The sequence below is a fragment of the Pantoea sp. ABR1s genome (assembly GCF_057812235.1).
This window is the reverse complement of the sequence record NZ_JBSZSY010000003.1, coordinates 17,870-38,780: the sequence shown is the minus strand read 5'-3', so window position 1 is coordinate 38,780 and position 20,911 is coordinate 17,870. Positions and strand designations below refer to the sequence as shown.

11 protein-coding genes and 4 pseudogenes are annotated in these 20,911 nt (G+C 48.9%); 9 read left to right on the top strand and 6 right to left on the bottom strand.

Annotation, left to right across the window (positions count from 1 at the left end; all coding sequences use genetic code 11):
• Positions 1-105 precede the first annotated feature (105 nt).
• Positions 106-876 (top strand): N-acetylmuramoyl-L-alanine amidase, encoded by a 771-nt coding sequence (locus ACXKZD_RS20565; RefSeq protein ID WP_488982239.1) that lies wholly within the window; start codon positions 106-108, stop codon positions 874-876.
• A 369-nt stretch (positions 877-1,245) separates the two neighbouring features.
• On the opposite strand, the gene ACXKZD_RS20560 is transcribed toward ACXKZD_RS20565, so the two are convergent.
• Complete coding sequence (locus ACXKZD_RS20560) at positions 1,246-1,449, bottom strand: winged helix-turn-helix transcriptional regulator (RefSeq protein WP_488982238.1); 204 nt, start codon at positions 1,447-1,449, stop codon at positions 1,246-1,248.
• Positions 1,450-2,286: 837 nt separating this feature from the next.
• Positions 2,287-2,598, bottom strand: a pseudogene (locus ACXKZD_RS20555) (LysR family transcriptional regulator); the annotation flags it as partial.
• Here ACXKZD_RS20555 and ACXKZD_RS20550 point away from each other — a divergent pair.
• The 4 genes and pseudogenes from ACXKZD_RS20550 to ACXKZD_RS20535 form a co-directional block, all read left to right on the top strand.
• A pseudogene (locus ACXKZD_RS20550) lies at positions 2,592-2,798 on the top strand (CrcB family protein); the annotation flags it as partial. The pseudogenes ACXKZD_RS20555 and ACXKZD_RS20550 sit on opposite strands and share 7 nt — an antisense overlap.
• 344 nt (positions 2,799-3,142) lie before the next feature.
• Positions 3,143-4,783, top strand: a complete 1,641-nt coding sequence (locus tag ACXKZD_RS20545; RefSeq protein WP_488982237.1) for a methyl-accepting chemotaxis protein — start codon at positions 3,143-3,145, stop codon at positions 4,781-4,783.
• 402 nt (positions 4,784-5,185) lie between these two features.
• A pseudogene (locus ACXKZD_RS20540) lies at positions 5,186-5,427 on the top strand (IS30 family transposase); the annotation flags it as partial.
• A 1,275-nt stretch (positions 5,428-6,702) separates the two neighbouring features.
• The gene (locus ACXKZD_RS20535) at positions 6,703-8,247 is read left to right on the top strand and encodes a methyl-accepting chemotaxis protein (RefSeq protein ID WP_425028008.1); all 1,545 of its coding nucleotides are present in this window, start codon (positions 6,703-6,705) and stop codon (positions 8,245-8,247) included.
• A 95-nt stretch (positions 8,248-8,342) separates the two neighbouring features.
• Here ACXKZD_RS20535 and ACXKZD_RS20530 read toward each other — a convergent pair.
• Positions 8,343-9,490 (bottom strand): IS3 family transposase gene (locus tag ACXKZD_RS20530; RefSeq protein ID WP_088234235.1). Its coding sequence is split into 2 segments (ribosomal slippage): positions 8,343-9,253 and positions 9,253-9,490, totalling 1,149 coding nucleotides; the frame shifts between segments, so codons are not numbered across the junction.
• 380 nt (positions 9,491-9,870) lie between these two features.
• On the opposite strand from ACXKZD_RS20530, the gene ACXKZD_RS20525 reads away from it, so the two are divergent.
• Positions 9,871-10,167: a hypothetical protein gene (locus ACXKZD_RS20525; protein ID WP_425028007.1), complete on the top strand. Its 297-nt coding sequence runs from the start codon at positions 9,871-9,873 to the stop codon at positions 10,165-10,167.
• 554 nt (positions 10,168-10,721) lie between these two features.
• On the opposite strand, the gene ACXKZD_RS20520 is transcribed toward ACXKZD_RS20525, so the two are convergent.
• Positions 10,722-11,540 (bottom strand): helix-turn-helix domain-containing protein, encoded by an 819-nt coding sequence (locus tag ACXKZD_RS20520; RefSeq protein WP_488982236.1) that lies wholly within the window; start codon positions 11,538-11,540, stop codon positions 10,722-10,724.
• Positions 11,541-11,779: 239 nt separating this feature from the next.
• Here ACXKZD_RS20520 and ACXKZD_RS20515 point away from each other — a divergent pair, with 239 nt between their 5' ends.
• Both ACXKZD_RS20515 and ACXKZD_RS20510 read left to right on the top strand, forming a co-directional pair.
• Positions 11,780-13,180 (top strand): MFS transporter, encoded by a 1,401-nt coding sequence (locus ACXKZD_RS20515; RefSeq protein WP_425028005.1) that lies wholly within the window; start codon positions 11,780-11,782, stop codon positions 13,178-13,180.
• A 10-nt stretch (positions 13,181-13,190) separates the two neighbouring features.
• Positions 13,191-15,158 (top strand): glycoside hydrolase family 127 protein, encoded by a 1,968-nt coding sequence (locus tag ACXKZD_RS20510; RefSeq protein ID WP_425028004.1) that lies wholly within the window; start codon positions 13,191-13,193, stop codon positions 15,156-15,158.
• 635 nt (positions 15,159-15,793) lie between these two features.
• Here ACXKZD_RS20510 and ACXKZD_RS20505 read toward each other — a convergent pair.
• On the bottom strand, positions 15,794-15,904 hold the full coding sequence (locus tag ACXKZD_RS20505) for a S24/S26 family peptidase (RefSeq protein WP_425028003.1): 111 nt from the start codon (positions 15,902-15,904) through the stop codon (positions 15,794-15,796).
• Positions 15,905-17,241: 1,337 nt separating this feature from the next.
• Here ACXKZD_RS20505 and ACXKZD_RS20500 point away from each other — a divergent pair.
• Positions 17,242-18,786 carry a methyl-accepting chemotaxis protein gene (locus tag ACXKZD_RS20500; protein WP_425028002.1) on the top strand — a complete coding sequence of 515 codons (1,545 nt, stop codon included), beginning with the start codon at positions 17,242-17,244 and terminating at the stop codon, positions 18,784-18,786.
• 756 nt (positions 18,787-19,542) lie between these two features.
• Here the strand turns inward: ACXKZD_RS20500 and ACXKZD_RS20495 are convergent.
• Positions 19,543-20,666, bottom strand: a pseudogene (locus ACXKZD_RS20495) (IS3 family transposase).
• Positions 20,667-20,911 lie beyond the last annotated feature (245 nt).

Genomic DNA, 20,911 nt, shown 5'->3' with positions numbered 1-20,911 from the left:
CTTCGCATGTCAGTTTACGGTAAAGGAATTAAATTAATCCTCACTTTCTGGTTCTGTTTCAGCGTGCTTACAGGCTGCAGTACGCAAACATCTCAACGCGTCAGCATGAAGGATTATTTGCTGGACAAGACCCGATTCTCAGCAGCACAAAACGAACGGATACGTTTCCTGGTCTTTCATTACACGGCAGTCGACGAGGCCACCTCGCTGAAACTGCTTACCGGCGAGAACGTCAGCGCACACTATCTGATTTCAGATCAGACAGACAGCCGCACAGACAAACCTGTCGTCTACAGGCTGGTCAGTGAAAACAGGCGGGCCTGGCACGCCGGTGTAAGCAACTGGAACGGGCGGATCAACCTAAATGACTCCTCGGTGGGTATTGAAATCGTGAATCCCGGTTTCACGGAAGATATGCTGGGACAAAAGACCTGGTATCCTTACCGTGAGCAGCAGATTAGCGCCCTGACAGCCTTGGCCAAAGAGATTATCCGGCGCTATGGCATCACGCCGGATAACGTGCTAGGCCACAGTGACATCGCACCACTACGTAAACAGGATCCGGGCAGACTTTTCCCGTGGAAGGCGCTTGCGGCTCAGGGTGTGGGAGCCTGGCCTGAGCCACAACGTGTGCAAAAGTATCTGGCCGGACGGGCAATGAACGCCCCTGTGGATGTCCTGAGCGTCCAGACGTTGCTTAAGCGATACGGTTACGATCAGATCCCGCTCAGCGGCTTCCTGGATGAAGACACCCGAAAAACCATCAGCGCATTTCAGATGCATTTCAGGCCGGAAAACACTGACGGCACACCCGATGCAGAAACCGAGGCGATTGCACAGGCGCTCAATGAGCAGTACCGTGCTCCTTCTGTCTGAAAGGCAGAGTGTCAGCCAGCCGTTTTTCTTCCGGATCACGGGCAGCAGGATGCGCGCTCTTCAGAGAAGCCTGACCGTCTTTCTGATGGTCAGTAACCAGCTGAAAGTAAAAGTCATTCCCGGAAAATAATACTCCCGGTATCTGTGTGTTCTGTTCCCGGAATATGCTTCTGCGTTCCGTCTGGCTTAAAGATTAAAGATTAGGTAAGTGAGGTATGCTTACCTTTTTAAAAATGAAGGCTGGAATTACAGGTTGATATTAAATTCCTGTTATAGTGCTTGCGTTTTAATAATGATGCTGATTACATCGTAAAAAATCCAGTACCGCAGATTTCGTTATTATTTAAGATCACCGCTTTTATCTTCGCCTTATTTAGTCACGTAAATCAGCCGGTACTTACTGACTTTGCTGACGTTCTCTCCCGACCAGGTAATGAGCGGCTCCAGAATTTTAATCAGTGAAAAGCCAAAATCCGTAATGCTTAAAACCATTTCTACGGGCATTTTCTCTCCATAGACGCTATGCATTACCATGCCATTCTCTTCAAGGTTCTTTAGAGTACGGGAAAGCATTTTTGTGAGATACCGTCATTGCGTTTCAGTATCTGATTGAAGCGGCCTGCCCCGGAACTGAGAATATATATGACTGCCAGATGCAATTTGTTAGAAAGTCTTTCAATAAGCCTTTTCTGAGGTGTTTTATCATTATTGTCTGAAAGATAGTTTTTTCGCGTGTTCGGTTTTCTTAATTGGTACTGAATTCCTTTCAGGTCTCTTCTTTACAGTATCAGGAAACGGGCGTTATACATATTTGAGACCATTACTGTCAGGGTTAGTAAAAAATATCACTCAGAAAAAATTTTTTTGAGCAGCGATAATTGTAACGGCTTCGGTATCACGTCAACAGTCATTTATGACGATAGAGAATGCACACTGTTTAGTGGCCGAACTGATTGAGATCGACCGTAATATTATATTTATCTACATTACTCATCTTCACCGAGATCATTATCTGGGTATGGAAGTGAACAAGCAGAAGTATCCTGACGCCAGAGTGATTGCTTATAAAAAAGTATCTTCAGGTATCATTGAGGTGTATGACTTCAAAATTCAGTACTGGGAAACACGGTTCTTGGACATAACGGTGTGAATATTAAATTTTCTGTTGAAAAATGGACTTAAGATAAAATCCTGCTGGAAGGTGAAACAATTCAGATCCTCGGTTTTATGGCCGGAGACTGTACTGACATTGCGCCCTTATGGATCCCGGCCAGCTGGACGCTGATTGCTTCTGATCTGGTATTCACCGACTGTCACGTATGGATTGCACACTCTTCCAGTGCAATGACACTCTGTAGTGGCATAGTAAATTTGGCCACCTGAATAGAGGTGATATCATCACCTCATATTGAGATAAACATCCAGAATAGGAAGGATATGGTGCTGCCCAAAAGAAAGCGGCGCACTCAGCCGGAGAGTTCCCGTTGGCTTACCTCTGCGCATGGCCATGGTAGCATCGACCTCTTCCAGGTCATCCAGTATCTGTTGGCAACGTTCAAACATGATCCTCCCTTCATCGGTCAGACTCAGACTCCGGGTGGTACGGTTAAGGAGGCGTACCCCCATACGCGTTTCGAGCCTGACAATACTCTTGCCAATGGCTGAACGAGTGAGTCCGAGAGAACCCGCAGCGTGGGTGTAACTCCCGGCTCTGACACCCACACCTTGACCCTGCCTGGAAACTGCTTATTGTCACCGGCTTGTGCGGTGGACCTACAAACTTTTCCACGTTCTCTGCAGAGATATTTACCCTCCTGCAGACGGGTAATTACGCCTGGGCACTGACGTCAGTATTTGTTCATGTTGCCGGGTCGGTGCTCATGACTGCCGCCGTATTTTATCTCGTGTCATTAATGTTCTGACGCAGTTTACATGGTTACAGTAAAGGCAGTAACCCGATGCCAGGGAGGCCTGAACGGGTTCCGGAAGCCTCCTCATTTAAGCCTTCCGGGTAAAGGATGTGTAATCATCCCGGCAATGAGACTCAGGAAAAAACCTTGCCGATTTAAAATATCTCCTACGGTGAATATAACTTCCTGTAACAGTTACTCATTAAACGTTTTCTGAATGAGGCCGATAAGAACCCTGAAGGGTCTGAATATTTCGGACCCTCATTTTAATAGCTCCCTGCTTTCAGGGGATAACCATTTTCATCAGCTCAGGCTGTTCGCATCTGGCTGCTGATGCCTTACACCTTGGGAAAAATATGAATAATATCAGAATCGGAATCCGGCTCGGGGCTGCCTTTGGCTTCATGGCGCTGCTTGTCATCTTTATGGTGCTGATTGGCATTGTCAAAATGAATTCGCTTGGCAGTATAAGCGACGAGATATCTGGCAGTATCTACAACAAAGCTTCCTCCTCCTCATTGCTGCGTTATTACACATCAGATATGAGCCGACTGGTACGAAATGCCATTCTTCTCAAAGATCAGTCTCAGAGAGAGAAAGCCATCAGCGATTACCGCAAAGAAAGAGCAGAGGTTATCGACCTCATTGAACTCATCGGGAATCAGGTCAATATTCCAGAGGGAAAAGACATCTTTAACCGCCTGAAGTCCCGGGCCGAACTTTTCCTGCCTTTTATCGATGATGTAGTGGCCCTCGCGCAACAGGGAAAAAGTGATGAGGCCACACAGCTGCTGTTTGGTCCGCGTTATCAGACGCAGGGAGACTATATGGCATCGCTGAAGGAAATGCAGACCTTCCAGGAATCGCGCATGCGCACTGCTTCTGCAAAGTCTCGCGAGGACCGTTCCAGCGCTATCGTGATGCTCACCATAGCCGGCGCAATTGCACTTCTTCTTGCAGTCATCTCGGCATGGATAATTACACGCAGCATTACCCGCCCATTACTGGAGGCTGTAGAGGCTGCGGGACGTGTGTCACGTGGCGACCTGAGTGGAGCAGTTCGCGCTGAACATAAAGATGAAACCGGCAAATTGCTTATGGCCATTCGTGACATGCAGGACTCACTGATTAACACTGTCAGCCTTGTCAGAAACAATGCTGAAAGCGTGGCATCTGCCAGCACTCAGATTGCACAGGGCAACGCAGACCTTTCACAACGTACAGAAGAACAGGCCAGTGCGCTGGAGCAGACCTCTGCGACCATGACACAGCTCGGTATGACGGTTAAAAATAACGCAGATAATGCACGCCAGGCAGGTCAGCTCGCCGTCAGCGTACGCGACGTGGCTAAGAAGGGGAGTGAGGCTACTGGCGCTATCAACGGTACCATGAAATCCATCAGCGAAAGCTCAGGCCGAATTGCTGAAATCACAGCAGTGATTGACGGAATTGCATTCCAGACAAACATCCTTGCGCTGAATGCGGCCGTGGAAGCTGCACGCGCAGGTGAGCATGGTCGGGGGTTTGCCGTGGTGGCAAGTGAGGTCAGATCCCTTGCGCAGCGAAGCGCAAAGGCAGCTGGCGAAATACGTCAGCTTATAGAATTGAATGCGCACAGTGTCGGTGAGGGTAACGAACTGGTGGTACACGCCTCCGAAACCATGTCAGATATTCTCTCTGCGGTCGGCAAACTGACGGATACGGTAGAAGAAATCACTTCAGCCAGTGCCGAACAGGCCCGCGGTATTGAACAGGTGGGGATTGCCGTGACCGAGATGGACAGTACCACACAGCAGAATGCGTCACTGGTTGAAGAGTCAGCCTCTGCCGCAGCCAGCCTGAAAGAACAGGCGGTCCAGCTTCTGCAGGCCGTATCGGTATTCAGTTTGGGTAACCAGGCACCTCCTTCAGTCAAAAGTCCGGATGTGAAAGCGTCCCCTAAGATAACAATAAAAAAGGAGGGCGAGATTGCTGATGAGGGATGGACGCACTTCTGAACATCATGAGTTTAGGGCGTTCATCAAATGGTTATGTGCAGTTCAAAATACTGAGTTTTGAGAGAAATTAAAGCTTTGTAATTTATTGACAATGCATAACCGCGCCGAAATGAGTGATTCAGGCCTTCCAAGCCTTTAGCAATTTTTTTGATTGAGGGGGGCCTTGCTCCCCTTATTATCCCTAATTCTCATAATCCATAAAGATTAAAAGTGTTAAATTCCGGCACTAACATAGTCTCTAGACAGTGAGTCATACCCTGCTTCGTGTTTATCCATATAGCGTAATATCAGTAGTTGCCTCTTATGGCTGTGAGGTCAACGATACGATGTATCGCTATCATTAAGAATGGGGGCATGGGTATGGAACGACAAACTCGTGTTTTATTCACGCCAGAACAGTAAGTGATTATCTGAAATCGATATAAGCAAGGTGACTCCCTGCATGATATCGCCAGAATGTCAGACAGATATCACTTCACTGTTATGTACTTTTCATAAGGCGGGGGAACGACCCTCTGATAGAAAGTAGCACTTCAAATGATGAAAAAGAATGAATGTCCAGGGGGCTGGTAGCAAAAAATAGCATCAGGGACATCGCTGAAAAATTATCAGGAGCCCCTTTTTATGCTATTAGCCGCGAGATTTAAAGGCATGAAGGTTCAAAACATGACCATGTTGAAAACTCTGATTGCTTCTGATAATTCAGTGTTGATTGACAAGCGCAATTGCACTTTATGCTTAAAATTCTTTAATCGACCTTGTTCCAGATAAATTCCGGGCTCTGATCAGTCTTATCGCCAACGGATAACTCAGCTTGTGACTAACGCAGGGACCTTCACGCTGCAGAAATTGCCAGATATGGCGAAATCCAAATCACATACATTCGAGTGCCAGTTAAGTGATAAGCACAGATAACTGTGCATCAGCAGCCGGACACTGAGCCTTATGAAGGTAGGTTTACAGCGGCAAATCTGCCAGCCTGCTGGCATGACGTTGCAACACAGGGCCGTTGCCTCAAGCATGACTTCCACTACTTCCACTACTTCCACTACTTCCTCCTTCTGTACTGGCGCCAGAACTTTCTTCATGGAGCCATCTGAAGTGCCTCTTAATCCAGCATCAATTTGACGATCAATTTCCTGAGACGAGGGTTAACGTCTTGAAGCGCCTTAAGCCGCTTCCCTTCAGGAATTTCCATGCCGTCAGACTACTTGCGCCAAGTGAAGAAGATAGAATGAGAGATAACGTACTTGCGTGTACCACTTCCGGGCAGAAACCTGGGCTTTAGCTTCGCGGAGGATACGGATAATTTTTTCGTTGGATATCTGCATCTTTATAGAGATCTTCTCGTATTACTAATAAACATGTGACTGATATCGCACAGTATTAATCAGTGGGGATAAGGTCAGTAAGTAAAAATGGCTTAATTCATTATTTTATATGATGAGTTATCGACTTAATAAGGGTCTCGCACGTTTTTATTACTCAAGTTTTACATATTAAACATTAATGGTTATTTGGTTTATTCGATGTAATTCGTTCACCATTGAAGGAAGCCCTCATTTCTTTCAACATGCTAAAGAAGGCGTTTGTTTTTTAATGATTTTATTTAGTTGTTTTTAATCAATGGGTTAAATCCTTCCTGTTGGCATTCCTTTAAAAAAGCTCAAGGCAATAGATAGAGATTAAGATGGTTTAGTGCTGAATATTATAACCACGAATAGAAATGTCATTTTACCAACTGCTTTTCATTAGCTTCCTTTATGCTTAAGTAATTTGAGTATTATAAATTTTTTTATAGTGGGTGTGATTTTATTTCATGGTTGCCGACTGGTTAATTTGATGGGAAATTGTTTTTTCTTGTTAAGTATTTCCCGGTTATGCCGATAAATATTTAACAATCTATATGAGGCTATGTCATGAAACTGTCTACACGTCTTGGCGCAGGGTTCGGAACATTAATTATTTTCTTCTCTGTATGCATAGTTGTTGCCGTTCACTCACTCTATCAGGCAAAAAATACGCTGGAGTCCGTTGTGCAGGGCGACATGCAAAAAATAAAAATTATCACGGATCTGACTATTGGACAGAGGGACATGGCTATAACTGTCAGAAACCTTTCACTCTTTTCTGACGAGCAGCTAATTCAGGAGCAGTCAGAGCGATTGAATAAATTAAAGATGAAATTTTATGATAGCAGAGCGAAGCTTGGTCAGTTGATTAGCAGGTCTGGTGACAGTCAGGAATTCAAAGCTTTTGAAATGATCAAGAGTAGTGAAAAAAACGCCCTTGAAGCGTTCAGTAATACAGTCCCGTTAGCCTTGTCGAAGAACAGCCCGGTCACCGTCAGATATCTGCTTGAGTCAGTCAGGCCGGCTCAGGTTCCTCTGCTTGATGGCCTGGCTTCTATGAGTCAGGTGCTGACTAAGCAATCGGAAGAGTCGGTCAAAATAAACGGAGAAAATACTGAACGTGCCTACATCATTTTACTGACGTTGTTAAGCATTGCTGTTTTCTTTGGTATTGGCACCAGTACTTATCTGATTCGGAAACTCATGTTTGAACTGGGCGGGGAACCTGTGACGGCACAAAACCTGGCCTATGCAATTTCCCAGGGAGATCTGACTTCGTCAATATTATTGCGAAAAAATGATAGTCACAGCCTGATGGCATCACTGAGCAGTATGCAGTCTCGACTACGTGAAATCGTGCTGGAGATAAAGTCAGGCTCTGCGTCCGTCGCACTTTCAGCAAATGAAATATCAGAAGGCAATAACGAACTGGCATCGCGTACTGAAGAGCAGGCTGCAGCCCTGCAACAGACAGCTGCGAGTATGGAACAACTGACTGCAACAGTTCAGAACAACAGTACTTCAGCCCGGAAAACTGCTGACACTGCAAGAAATACTGCCTCTATCGCTAAGAGTGGCGAAACCGATGTTAAACGTATGGGCGATACCATGAGCGAAATATCTCAAAGTGCATCCAGAGTCCGGGACATTACCGCTGTCATCGAGAGTATTGCTTTTCAGACCAACATCCTTGCACTAAATGCAGCTGTAGAAGCTGCCCGCGCGGGCGAGACCGGACGCGGATTCGCGGTCGTCGCATCTGAAGTCAGAACGCTGGCACAAAGAAGTGCGACCGCGGCAAAGGATATCAAATCCCTCATTGAACTGGCGGTTGGACAGGTTGAAAGTGGTGTCATGGTCGCGAATGAAACCGGACAGAATATTCTCAGGGTAGTGAATTTAGTTGATGAACTCGCGGAATCAATGGATATGATCGCTTTGTCCTCTGCTGAGCAGATGCAGGGAATTTCACAGGTTAGCATTGCGGTGAGTCAGATGGATGGAGTCACTCAAAACAACTCCGCTCTTGTAGAGGAATCTTCGACTGCTTCGCAATCATTATCAGAACAGGCTCACGCGCTTCGCTTGATTGTAGAAACCTTCAAAGTGTAATTCCATGGTTCTGTGAAATATCCCTGGAAGCACGTGCAGTCAATGGCAATACTGAGGTGGCGGATACCGGCCACAACTGAATCGCCACGGATAATCTAGACACTTCCGAGCCGTTGATAATACTGGTTTTCATATTCTGTCGGTGGCATCTGATCGCTAGAACCATGCCGACGCTTACTGTTATAAAACATTTCGATGTAATCAAAAATATCGCTGCGGGCTTCTTCCCGCGTTCCGTAGATCTTTTTCTTTATCCGTTCGCGTTTCAACAACTGGAAAAAGCTTTCTGCAACCGCATTATCATGGCAGTTACCGCGACGGCTCATGCTGCCCTCCAGGCCGTGTGATTTCAGGAACGACTGCCACTCATGGCTTGTGTACTGACTGCCCTGATCCGAATGAACCAACACCTGTTTTTGGGGATTACGCCGCCATACAGCCATCAGCAGTGCGTTCAGGACAATGTCCTTTGTCATCCGGGATTGCATGGACCAGCCGATAATTTTGCGTGAGAACAGATCAACAACCACAGCAAGATACAGCCAGCCTTCGTGGGTCCTGATGTAGGTTATGTCCGTTACCCAACGCTCATCCGGAGCATCCGGATTGAACTGTCGCTGGAGCCTGTTGGGCGACACGATACTGGCCTCGCCTTTACGTGCCCGCGGGCTCCGGTATCCGACCTGAGCCTTTATCCCGACACGTTTCATCAGTCGCCAGACTCTGTTCACTCCGCACTGTTGCCCGCTGTCCCGCAGATCCAAATGGATTTTGCGATAACCATAGACGCATCCCGATTCCAGCCAGAACTGTTTAATCTGTCCTGTCAGTCTTAGGTCTGCCTGATGGCGTTGTGAATGCGGCTGCTGAAGCCAGGCGTAAAAACCACTGGGATGAACATCCAGCACCCGACAGAGCAGGCGAACAGGCCAGCAACAGATGTTGTCACGGATAAAGGCGTACCTCAGTCGGACAGCTTTGCGAAGTACGCCGCGGCTTTTTTTAATATGTCCCGTTCGTCGGTAACCCGCTTCAGCTCTTTCTGGAGACGGCGGATCTCGGCCTGAGCATCTGACTCTTCTTTATTAGTGGAAGAATCTGGACCGTACTTCTTTATCCAGGCGTAAAGGCTGTGGGTGGTGATATCGAGACGTGTTGCAACGCTGGCAACAGAATAACCGCGATCAACAACCTGTTTGACTGCTTCAATTTTAAACTCTTCGGGATAACGCTTACCGCTCATGGACACCTCTCTTTAAGCCATCTTAAATGACTCTGAGGTGTCTGTTAAACCCGTGGCGATTCAAACCTTAGAACATCGAATAATAAGGATAGCCTAAAGACTCTAGGAATTGAGGGCAAGCGGGTAGAGGTAACTCAGCTTCTGTTGGGGCCCCATTAACCGCTTGCGGCTGCAGATACTGCTGTGTGTATCAAGATCCATTTTAGATTACGACTGCTGTGACAGTTAAAGCAAAGATGTATACAGAACAAACTGCGGTTAACAGGATGACTTTCTGACAGACTTCAGGACTAGCGTCTGGGGGCTGTATAGCTCTGTTTGTAGTAAATAAAATGTGATACAGCAGTACTAATGCGTGCGTACTGATTCTGGACAACCTGGTGAGTAAGCAAATAGTGAAACAGAAATATGAGCGTATTACGGAGGTAAAGGCGCAGACGGACGTCCTCCTGGCACAGTTAAGTCAGGGGGAATATAGATCGCTGGATACATGGGCCAATAACCTGGCGCATTTGATTAAGACATACACTTTATTTGGTCCATATATGGAGGATACCAGCTTTCTGATGTGGCTCAATGTGCATCATGCTGTGATGCTGAGTGAGATAGTTATGACGGGAAAAGCAATAATGGCCCTTCAGAATTTCATGAAGGTAACGATGACTCAGGCTGACTGAAACCCAATGTATCCGCTCTCCAGTCGTGATGGTTATTTCAAATTCGCATACTTAAACGACGTGAGAGTGACGCTTAACAGCATGTCACTGCCACTTTCCCATCGTTCCCAACTTGATCTCGCTGTGATCAGAAACAGATCCCTTTGCGCATTTGCTATAAAATGCCGCACAAAAATATGGGAGCTTTTCCGGCGAAACTATTCGCATATAGACTAACCCAGTTCAGTCTGCCTGAGTCAAAGGTCAATCTGATTTTCGGTGAATAGTAACTTTTTATTTGCACAACCTCTGTTCAGTTGAGTGTGATTATCACGCCAGAATCCTGTCGTTTACTGAAGTTAAATTTTGGAGTAGAGATACGCTTATAATTATATGCGCAGGTGAAATGACAATATCCCCAGAGAAGAAAGGAATTAAAGGGGAAATGATTTTATCAAATAAACAACAAGTGATTTAAATAAAATAAGCACTAAATATGAATTTATATTTTTAGCTTACCAGTCAATAAAAATAAGACTTAAATTTAATTCCTATTGCTACATTATGTATGTAAATCATGAGTTTACATGCTCTCTGCAGTAGCGCCGTTTCCATCCTGCAGGAGTCAGGGCAGTGTATTTACGGAAGACCTGACGAAAGTAGCTGGTATCGTTGAATCCGCATTGCCGACCTACTTCGGTTAATGATAGCGAATTGTTAATAAGCAGTTTCTCTGCCATCAGCACTCTCTGACGATGGAGAGCTTCGGTTAGCGTAATATTAAACGTCCGTCGATAAACACGCCCAAGATAATCAGCATTGCAATGCAGCTCTTTTGCCAGTGAAGAAGTGGAGATCGGCAGATGAAATTGTGTGCGAATGATCTGATGTGCTTTCCATGCCAGCGCCAGGCCGGGGCTATCGCCAGTGCTTTCCTGTGGTCCAGGTGCGGCAATCTGTTGCAGTATCAGTAACAAAATACACTCCAGCGCAATACTGCGATGAACATTTTCCTGTTCACTGAGAAACTGGCGAAACAGTGAAATGACATATTGGTGTTCGCTCACCCGTGTGTACTGTGGAATATCCAAGTGCACCGAACATGGCGTTGTTTCATCCGGGCCCTCATGCCAGTCAAAGTGCAGCCAGTAAAATTTGAGGTCAGCAGGAAACTCCCCTTCACCCATATGGCGGTGTCCAGGCTGAAGCAGCAAACTTTCTCCTGCCCGTACTGTAAACAGGCGATCATCTTCGCGGATTTGGAGTTGTCCGCGCTCGACAAAAATCACTTCCCAAGAAGTCAGGTTACGTACCGGATGACTCCCTACCCCACGTGAAATAAATAACCCGCCATTCTGTACCTGCACCGGAAACGCTATGGATAATTTGAGCATAAATATTAACTTCTCACTTAATTAAATTACGTAAAACGACTTTAACTTTTGATTATTAGATATTAATTAACCTGCGCCCGATCCAGTTCACAATTTGAGAACAAGGTCGGAATCATCTCCTTTTTATACTGTTTGCTCACCTTGTTGCCCGAAGTATTCCGGGAAAAATAAATTGGTACTCACTAATTAGCCTGCTTTGATGCGGGCGATAGACTCTGACCCTGATGAGGAGTTTTGCAATGACTTCCACCCCAATTACCCAAAGTGAGCTGGTACCGCAGGTCGCCAGTGATTACCTCTCCCTGCGTGAGAAAATCGGTTACGGGTTGGGTGATGCCGGTGGCACGGTGATAACCAGCCTTATCATGAATTTTCTGACATTTTTTTATACCGATGTATTTGGGCTGACACCTGCGCTGGTTGGAACGCTTTTTATTGCATTACGCGTATTTGATGCCGTATCTGATCCGGTTATGGGCATCCTGGCTGACCGTACACAAACCCGTTGGGGACGTTTCCGCCCGTGGCAACTGTGGATTGCGGTTCCGATTGGCATTATTGGCGTACTGACCTTCACCGTTCCTGATGTCAGCATGAACATGAAGATTATCTGGGCGTTCGGCACCTATCTGTTGCTTTCTGTCAGCTACACCGCGATTAATGTGCCTTACTGTGCGCTTATCAGCACCATGACAAGCCGACACAGCGAAGTGATTTCCTGCCAGTCGTGGCGTTTTGTGTTGTGCGGGGTGGCGAGTTTTCTGGTATCGGTGGGGCTGCCGTGGCTGGTATCGACGCTGGGTAAAGGTAATGCTGCGCGGGGCTATCAAATGGGAGTGGGGATCCTGTGCAGCGTGGCAGTGGTGATGTTCCTGTGCTGTTTCTTCTGGGTACGTGAGCGCGTATCTCTCGACATTATGGGGAAATTTACCCTGCGTCAACACCTGACAGGCTTGCGAAAAAACGACCAGCTATTACTGATGCTGCTGATGTCTTTCCTGTTGATCAATGTTTTTAACATTCGGGGTGGAGGATACATGTACTTTATCACCTACGTGTTGCAGGGCGGCACAGTTTATACATCACTTTTTTTTAGCATGGTGACTTTTGCCTCTGTTCTTGGCGCGTTACTGGTCACACCACTGTCAAAACGCGTGGATACCGTCAGGCTTTACTACTGGACCAACATCGTGCTGGCGGCGCTGGCTGTATTGATGTGGCTGATTCCAACCGACCCGGCGTGGAAAAACCTGTGGCTGGCAGTAATCTTCGGCAATGGCATCATCCTCGGTTTCACGTTGCCTCTGCATTTTTCGCTGATGGCCTTTGCCGATGATTACGGCGTGTGGAAAACTGGCGTACGCTCCTCCGGGATGAACTTCGCCTTTAACCTTTTTTTCATCAAGCTTGCCTGGGCCTCCAGTGCCGGGATTATCAGCCTGGTGTTTATCTTTGTTGCTTATAAACCAGGTGCCGTCAATCAGACGGCGACATCTCTGCATGGCATCACCAGCATGGAAACGCTGCTTCCTGCCTTATTCCACCTGCTACTGGCATTAACCCTTATCGCCTGCAAACTCAATAATCCATTAATGGTGCGCATTGCCAGCGATTTGCGTGCCCGCCATGTTCCGTCCTGAGGAGAACATTATGTCTGTGATGGAAGTCGATCTGCATAAACTTAAAATTGATGACCCATTCCTTGGCCAGTATCAGCGGCTGGTGCGCGAGGTGGTCATCCCTTATCAGTGGGATGCGCTTAACGATCGCATTGCAGAAGCGGATCCCAGCCATGCCATTGAAAATTTCCGAATTGCCGCAGGGTTACAGAGCGGAGAGTTCTACGGCATGGTGTTTCAGGACAGTGACGTGGCAAAGTGGCTGGAAGCTGTGTCCTGGTCGCTTTGTCAGCAGCCGGATACGGAGCTGGAGAAAACCGCTGATGAAGTGATTGAATTGGTGGCGGCCGCCCAGTGTGACGATGGCTATCTCAATACCTATTTCACCGTCAAAGCTCCTGACGAGCGCTGGACCAATCTTGCGGAATGTCATGAATTGTATTGTGCCGGACATATGATCGAGGCCGGTGTCGCATTCTTTCAGGCTACCGGTAAGCGCCGTTTACTGGAGGTGGTATGTAAACTCGCTGACCATATCGACAGTGTATTTGGACCGGCAGACTCGCAGTTGCACGGGTATCCGGGACACCCGGAAATTGAGCTGGCGCTGATGCGCCTGCATGAGGTCACACAGGAGCCACGTTACCGGAAGCTGGTGACATACTTCGTAGAGCAGCGCGGTACACAGCCCTTTTTTTACGACACTGAGTATGAAAAGCGGGGTAAAACCTCTTACTGGAACACTTATGGGCCGGCATGGATGATCAAAGACAAAGCCTACAGTCAGGCTCATCAACCGTTATCTGAGCAACAAACCGCCATCGGTCATGCGGTACGTTTTGTCTATCTGATGACCGGTGTCGCTCACCTGGCGAGGCTAAGTCAGGATGAAGCAAAGCGCCAGGACTGCTTGCGCCTGTGGCATAACATGGCCCAGCGACAATTATATATTACCGGCGGTATCGGTTCGCAAAGTAGCGGAGAAGCCTTCAGTAGCGACTACGATTTGCCTAACGACAGCGTCTATGCAGAAAGCTGTGCGTCGATTGGACTGATGATGTTTGCCCGCCGCATGCTGGAGATGGAGGCCGACAGCCAGTACGCCGATGTGATGGAGCGGGCGTTGTATAACACCGTACTGGGTGGTATGGCGCTGGATGGCAAACATTTCTTCTACGTTAATCCGCTGGAAGTCCATCCGAAAACGCTCAGTTTCAATCATATCTATGATCATATAAAACCAGTTCGCCAGCGCTGGTTTGGCTGTGCATGCTGCCCGCCTAACATTGCACGCTTGCTGACATCGCTAGGTCATTACATCTACACGCCTCGTGAAGATGAGTTATATATAAACCTTTACATCGGCAATAGTCTTGAGGTTGAGGTCGGCGAGCAGATGTTGCGGCTGCGTATAAGTGGTAATTTTCCATGGCAGGAGAAAGTCACTATTACTATTGATTCGGCGATTCGGATACAGCATACGCTGGCCTTACGCATGCCTGATTGGTGCGATATGCCACAGGTTACGCTTAACGGAACTGATGTAGAAAAAAGCATGAAAAAAGGCTACCTACATATTAACCGACTCTGGCAGGAAGGGGATACGTTGACCCTGACTTTGCCCATGCCAGTGCGTCGTATTTATGGAAACTCACTGGTGCGGCATGTTGCTGGAAAAGTGGCAATTCAGCGTGGGCCGCTGGTCTACTGCCTTGAACAGGCAGATAACGGTGAGGAACTGCACAACCTGTGGCTGCCTCAAAATGCAACCTTCAGAACGACGGAAGGCAAAGGTCTGTTCTCGCGAAAAATTCTCATTCAGGCTGAGGGAAATAAGCGCACTTCCAGTAATCCTGAAAAACAGTTGCTCTGGAATTATGACCGTTCACCGTCAATACAGCATTCACAGACATTAACCTTTATTCCCTGGTTTTGCTGGGCTAACAGAGGAGAAGGTGAGATGAGGATCTGGGTGAACGAAGAACAGGCTTCCCATTAATCTACAGAGAAAATGGTAGCTTGCTTTGATATACCAGTATTTTTAGCAATACGCCACCAGGACAGGAAGCCTGGTGGATATTCGTCTGTAATTCCTTTTTAGCTCCATCTCGATTCTTATTTTACATGTTTTTACTGAATATTCTCAGACTCCTCTACTTCGGAATTCAGTGTAATAAGTTATAGCGAATTTAAAAAAGGCATCCCGTCCGCCTGTTGCGACCATGGCTTTCGGTAACGTCTTTTCGTTATCGGCTCACATAACATCAGTGTCAGTGCTTTTATCTGAATATCGTTCCTGACATAAATCATCGTAGTGAAGCATGGCACGTGACCCAGCCAGGCTGATCAAAGAAGACATCCAGCTCTTTGATCGTAATCCATTGCATCGTCCGCTTTACATCGATGGCATGTCTGCCCGGGAGCCGCTTTTTACGCCCTGCTGGCTGACATTGGGCTGTTTCTGGACGGGTGCAACGACACATAGCTGGATTTCCGGACGCATTATAAAGGGGATTTTGTGCAGGCGAACTGAGACACGATGATGCAGGTGTTTCTGGCGCTGGACGTTACGCGCCAGCCTGGCGTCGGCAGGGTTCATCGGCAGCAAAGCAGGGCGAGCCCGGGCTGCAGACCCTAGACTGTAAACTCACCATTGACTTCAGCAATTACGATGTCACCGCGAGCCGCATCTGCTGCCCGGACACCCTCCATGACGTCTCTATCGGAGAGACCGAGATCCTGCATACTGTTTCCGCTAGTGCGCACGAAGAAAGTTTAGACGCGCCGACGGATGCAGAGCTCATTAAGATCGAGTTCTTTTTTAAATGTAATCCTAAGCGGGGGAGGGGAAGCCGACGGCGCACGGAGCGGCATAAAGCGGTAACCGGACGCGGGCGTAAGAATTGGTAGACAGAGCAATGCCAGCCAGACTGTGATATTGCCCGGATTCATGACCTGATGCCCCGGTCGTACAGCAGCATAACGGTGGAAACATTGATAAAATTTTACATAAATCCCCTCTCATTAAACTGTTTACAAGAACAGTCTTATTGAGGCGAATTAATCTGGTAAAAGGGAGCGAAGCAGCCATTTACGTAAGCGAGGCCATCTGTCTGACTGGGCGGTAAATTATATGAAAATCAGTCCGGCAGATGCTGGGGGGGTACTATTATGCTCAGAGCAGCGGCAGATACATTTGAAAAGCTTTTCCCGAGGCCTGACTCTCTGTGGCCCCGCTGCTTTAATGGTAATGCGGTATATATGTCTGGTGTGTAAGCAGTCCACACCGGCACTGGTGAAATGAAGCTTCCTCGCCACGCTGCGGTACGCCTCAGCCTCGCCTGCGGCGAGCGTCAGAATTGCACGTTTAAGGAAAAAGAAATGCATCCTTATTACTGTTTGCCCACTCCGGCAACAACATGTTGTGTGACACGCTGCTGACAGATCCCCCCATGTGTAGTTATGTGACCTTAGAGACACTTAATCTTTACCAGCCGATATGACCTCGATCAGCTCGCTGCCCTGATTGATGACGTCACAATTACGAACCCCTCTTTGCCGTGGTCCTGCTCATACGGCTGCACGCCAATGGCGGCAAAGAAAAGCGGCTCTCTTTTTGTAAAAGATAAAGAGTGGCTGCTTACCTGTGCCTTCTTTATGCCAGTCGAACCAGCCGTCGGCAGACACGACAGTGTGCCGTGGCTTCAGATAAGTTTAAACATGCGGCCGCTCGCCGCCGTTTCGCCGCTCGCGTTGATGAGCGGCTGCTTATTCCACCACTTTTACGGGCCATAGCCCCAGTAAACGGATCGAGGCGCAGCGAATCTTCCTGTTCGTTCAGCAATAGTAACTTATTGCCTGGTGCTACGTTAAACCTCCCTACAGGTTCCTGATCGAAAGTAATTTCGTCCGGTTCCACGCCGAGTGAATAAAAAAAGTCGTCGCGACTTCTGTACTGCGCAAATCTTACACCTGGGGCCTCCTGCTGCTGTAAGGATATTCTGGTGGCTGTATCTTTTTCTGTTAATGCCGATAACACAGTTGACACCAGGCAATTATCCTCCCTGAAAATGAGAACATATATGAAAATATCTACCCGTCTTACATCCGGTTTCGGTCTGCTTATCCTGCTTTTTATAATCTGTACCGGCATTGCGCTTAACGCACTTAGTAAGGCCAGCGACGGCATGGACGACGCCGTCAACGACAAAATGAAAAAGTATCAGCTGGTGCTGGATATGCGCGGCGCCCTGAGAGATATGGGCATTGCAGTACGTAACATAGCCCTGCTTACAGATCCTCAGGCCATGAAACCCGAGTGGGATCGCCTGCAGAAGCAGAAACTTCTCTATGTCGAAAACCGGCATGCTCTGGGTGAGATGATAAAAACGGGCTCCACACTTAGTGGCAGCGAGCTATTCAGCCAGATATCTGAAGCTGAAGGCCCGGTGCTGGCTGCGCTGGAGCAGGCTGGCCGACTCGGGCTGGCTAGTCGTCCTCAGGAAGCCACCGATTACCTCATGAAAGTCACTCGCCCGGCGCAGAGCATCCTGCTGAAATTACTGAACGACATGACGCAGTTACAGATGAAAAATACGCAGTCCGCCGTTGAACAGAACAGCAAGTCAACCGACCGCGCATCACAGATACTGGTATTACTTGCAGCCGCATCTGTGCTCGTTGCGACCGGAACCTGCGCGTTTACCGTCAGGATACTGATGCGTCAGCTGGGAGGTGAACCGGCACAGGCTCAGGCGCTTGCGGCTATTATCGCGTCGGGAGACCTTACGACTCCGGTTATACTGCGTCGTAACGACACGAGCAGCCTGCTGGCATCGCTTGACACCATGCAAACCAATCTCCGGGGCCTGGTATCCCAGATTAAAGACTCATCCGCCTCAGTGGCACTGGCCGCGGATGAGATTTCTCAGGGCAACACCGAGCTGTCGTCACGTACGGAACAGCAGGCTGCTGCTCTGCAGGAAACGGCTGCCAGTATGGAGCAGCTCACCACGACGGTGAAAAGTAATACGGCCGGTGCACAGCAGACCGCTGATTCGGCCCGCGAAACCGCGTCGCTTGCACGCTCGGGCGAAGCGGACGTGCAGCGCATGTCGGAAACCATGAATGCCATCTCGCTGAGCGCGACAAAGGTGCGGGACATCACCGCCGTAATTGAAAGCATCGCCTTTCAGACCAATATTCTTGCACTTAACGCCGCTGTGGAAGCTGCGCGTGCCGGCGAAGAGGGGCGGGGCTTTGCCGTGGTGGCCGGGGAGGTGAGAACGCTTGCCCAACGCAGCGCCACCGCCGCGCGTGATATCAAGCAGCTGATTGAGCAGGCCGTGGAACAGGTGGAAAGCGGCGTGGAAGTTGCTGCGGGAACGGGTCACAGTATCCTGAAAATCGTCGGCATGGTGGGTGAACTTGCCGAGGCCATGGATAATATTTCGCTGGCCTCATCCGAGCAGATGCAGGGTATTTCTCAGGTCAGCATTGCCGTCAGCCAGATGGACGGGGTGACTCAGAACAATGCCGCGCTGGTTGAGGAATCTTCTTCTGCCTCACAGTCGCTGTCTGAGCAGGCGCACGCGTTGCGCGGAATGGTGGAAACTTTCCGGGTCTGAAACACTGCCTGTCAGACAGACGTCTGGCCGGTGTTACACGGTCGTAGTTCGCGCACCTGTTTCGCTGGCCAGTCCTAAATATGGCTGAGCACGAAACGCAGACATGCCTCCGGATCCATGCTGTTCAGGCGTACTTCGCCTTGATGGAATAAAGTTTATTGATGCGCTTACAGAATCGTTTACTGTGCACAGGACTATCGTGCTCGATCCCTCTGCAGGCAGAGGGCCCAGACTGCCTCGCAGCAGAAGTAACAGGCCGTCGCTGGATAGACACTGAGCTGCTCGACGCGTACCACGCGCTATGGTTACGCAGACCAAACGCAATGCGTACTGCCCGCATAGCATAAAACGTTTCATCCGGGCTGGGATCGGCCCGGAATTTATCCGCCCAATGAATAATGATGTCACCGCGCTCCACCGCTTATGCATGCCGACGGCGTGCGGAAGTTAAGGTTCCGTGCGCATGACGATCAGTGCCGTGACTTTACTTTAGCCCGGTCGCTGCGGGCATCAGGGTTTTACGAAGTCCGACATCAGCGAGGCCGGGGCTTTTTTCGTATTTCTCTATTCCGCTCAAGCCCCTTAATACGCTCCTCAAGCTCATGAATATACTGCTGTTCATTCGTAATCGGGTTTGCGGAAAGCGGAATGGGCTGGTCGGCAGAGAATGCCAGTCTGGCATCACGTTCAGCCTGAAGTTGTCTTGTCTAGCGGCACATAGCTATTGTGACCTGCCCCCAGGATTAGATACAAGGCTCAGTTAGTAATGTCGGATCCTTCACTCTCAGAATTACCCTTTCTCCAGCCCGCTGCAAATTCAGACGGCGCTGATAATTCAGCGCGGAGTGCGGGCGACATTCGTTATAATCCTGACGCCATTCACTGATGGTTTTCCTGGCATGACTGACGTCACTGAACCAGTGTTCATTCAGGCATTCATCGCGAAAGCGCCCGTTCGTTAAAACTCTCAATAAATCCGTTCTGTGTCGGCTTGCCGGGCTGGATAAGTCGCAGCTTCACGCCATGCTCAAAGGCCCATTGATCGAGCGCGCGGCAGGTAAACTCCGGGCCCTGATCGGTTCTTATCGTAGCCGGATAGCCGCGAAACAGCGCAATGCTGTCCAGAATACGCGTGACCTGAACGCCTGAAATCCCGAATGCAACGGTGACCGTCAGGCACTCCTTTGTGAAGTCATCAACGCAGGTCAGGCACTTGATCCTGCGACCGGTGGCCAGCACATCCATGACAAAATCCATCGACCAGGTCAGATTGGGCGCCGCCGGGCGGAGCAGCGGCAGACGTTCTGTTGCCAGCCTTTTACGACGACGTCTGCGTTTTACGCCGAGTCCACTCAGATGGTAGAGCCGGTATACTCGCTTGTGATTAACATGAAGTCCTTCGCGGCGCAGCAGGTGCCAGATACGGCGGTAACCAAAACGCCTGCGCTCCAGTGCCAGTTCGGTGATGCGCCCGTATAAATGCGCATCCGATGCCGGACGTTGCGCTTCGTAACGGCAGGTCGACAGGGACAAACCTGTAAGCCTGCATGCACGACGTTGCGACAGACCGGTCGCATCACACATCAACATCACGGCTTCCCGCTTCTGGTCTGTCGTCAGTACTTTCGGCCCAGTGCCACCTGAAGCGCCTCCTTATCCAGCATGGCTTCGGCCAGCAGCTTCCTGAGTCGTGCGTTCTCTGCCTCAGGCGACCTGAGCCGCTTAACCTCGGGCACCTCCATGCCGCCATACTTTTTACGCCAGGTGTAAAACGTGGCATCGGAAATAGCATGCTTGCGGCAGAGCTCGCGGGCAGAAACTCCGGCTTCGGCCTCGCGGAGAATACTGATGATCTGTTCGTCGGAAAAACGCTTCTTCATGGGGATGCCCTCATGTGGCTTATGAAGACATTACTAACATCGGGGTGTGTTAATCAACAGGGGGCAGGTCAGCTGATGTACTGCGCAAATTGCCCGCACTTAGCCCCCATTCTTTAAGGGTAGCGGGGTATACTGACGTCAGAAGGATTTTGGTGATCAGAATTTCTGGCTTCCCTTCTTAATCTTTCCATCGCAAGGGCGTCGTCCTGATAAGAAATGGCGAAAAATTTAAATTGTACTTATTT

Coding starts and splice junctions, on each gene's coding strand:
- ACXKZD_RS20565 (WP_488982239.1), top strand. CDS start 106: ATGAAGGATTATTTGCTGGACAAGACCCGATTCTCAGCAGCACAAAAC.
- ACXKZD_RS20505 (WP_425028003.1), bottom strand. CDS start 15,904: ATGCAGGATCTCGGTCTCTCCGATAGAGACGTCATGGAGGGTGTCCGG.
- ACXKZD_RS20515 (WP_425028005.1), top strand. CDS start 11,780: ATGACTTCCACCCCAATTACCCAAAGTGAGCTGGTACCGCAGGTCGCC.
- ACXKZD_RS20535 (WP_425028008.1), top strand. CDS start 6,703: ATGAAACTGTCTACACGTCTTGGCGCAGGGTTCGGAACATTAATTATT.
- ACXKZD_RS20520 (WP_488982236.1), bottom strand. CDS start 11,540: ATGCTCAAATTATCCATAGCGTTTCCGGTGCAGGTACAGAATGGCGGG.
- ACXKZD_RS20500 (WP_425028002.1), top strand. CDS start 17,242: ATGAAAATATCTACCCGTCTTACATCCGGTTTCGGTCTGCTTATCCTG.
- ACXKZD_RS20545 (WP_488982237.1), top strand. CDS start 3,143: ATGAATAATATCAGAATCGGAATCCGGCTCGGGGCTGCCTTTGGCTTC.
- ACXKZD_RS20560 (WP_488982238.1), bottom strand. CDS start 1,449: ATGCTTTCCCGTACTCTAAAGAACCTTGAAGAGAATGGCATGGTAATG.
- ACXKZD_RS20510 (WP_425028004.1), top strand. CDS start 13,191: ATGTCTGTGATGGAAGTCGATCTGCATAAACTTAAAATTGATGACCCA.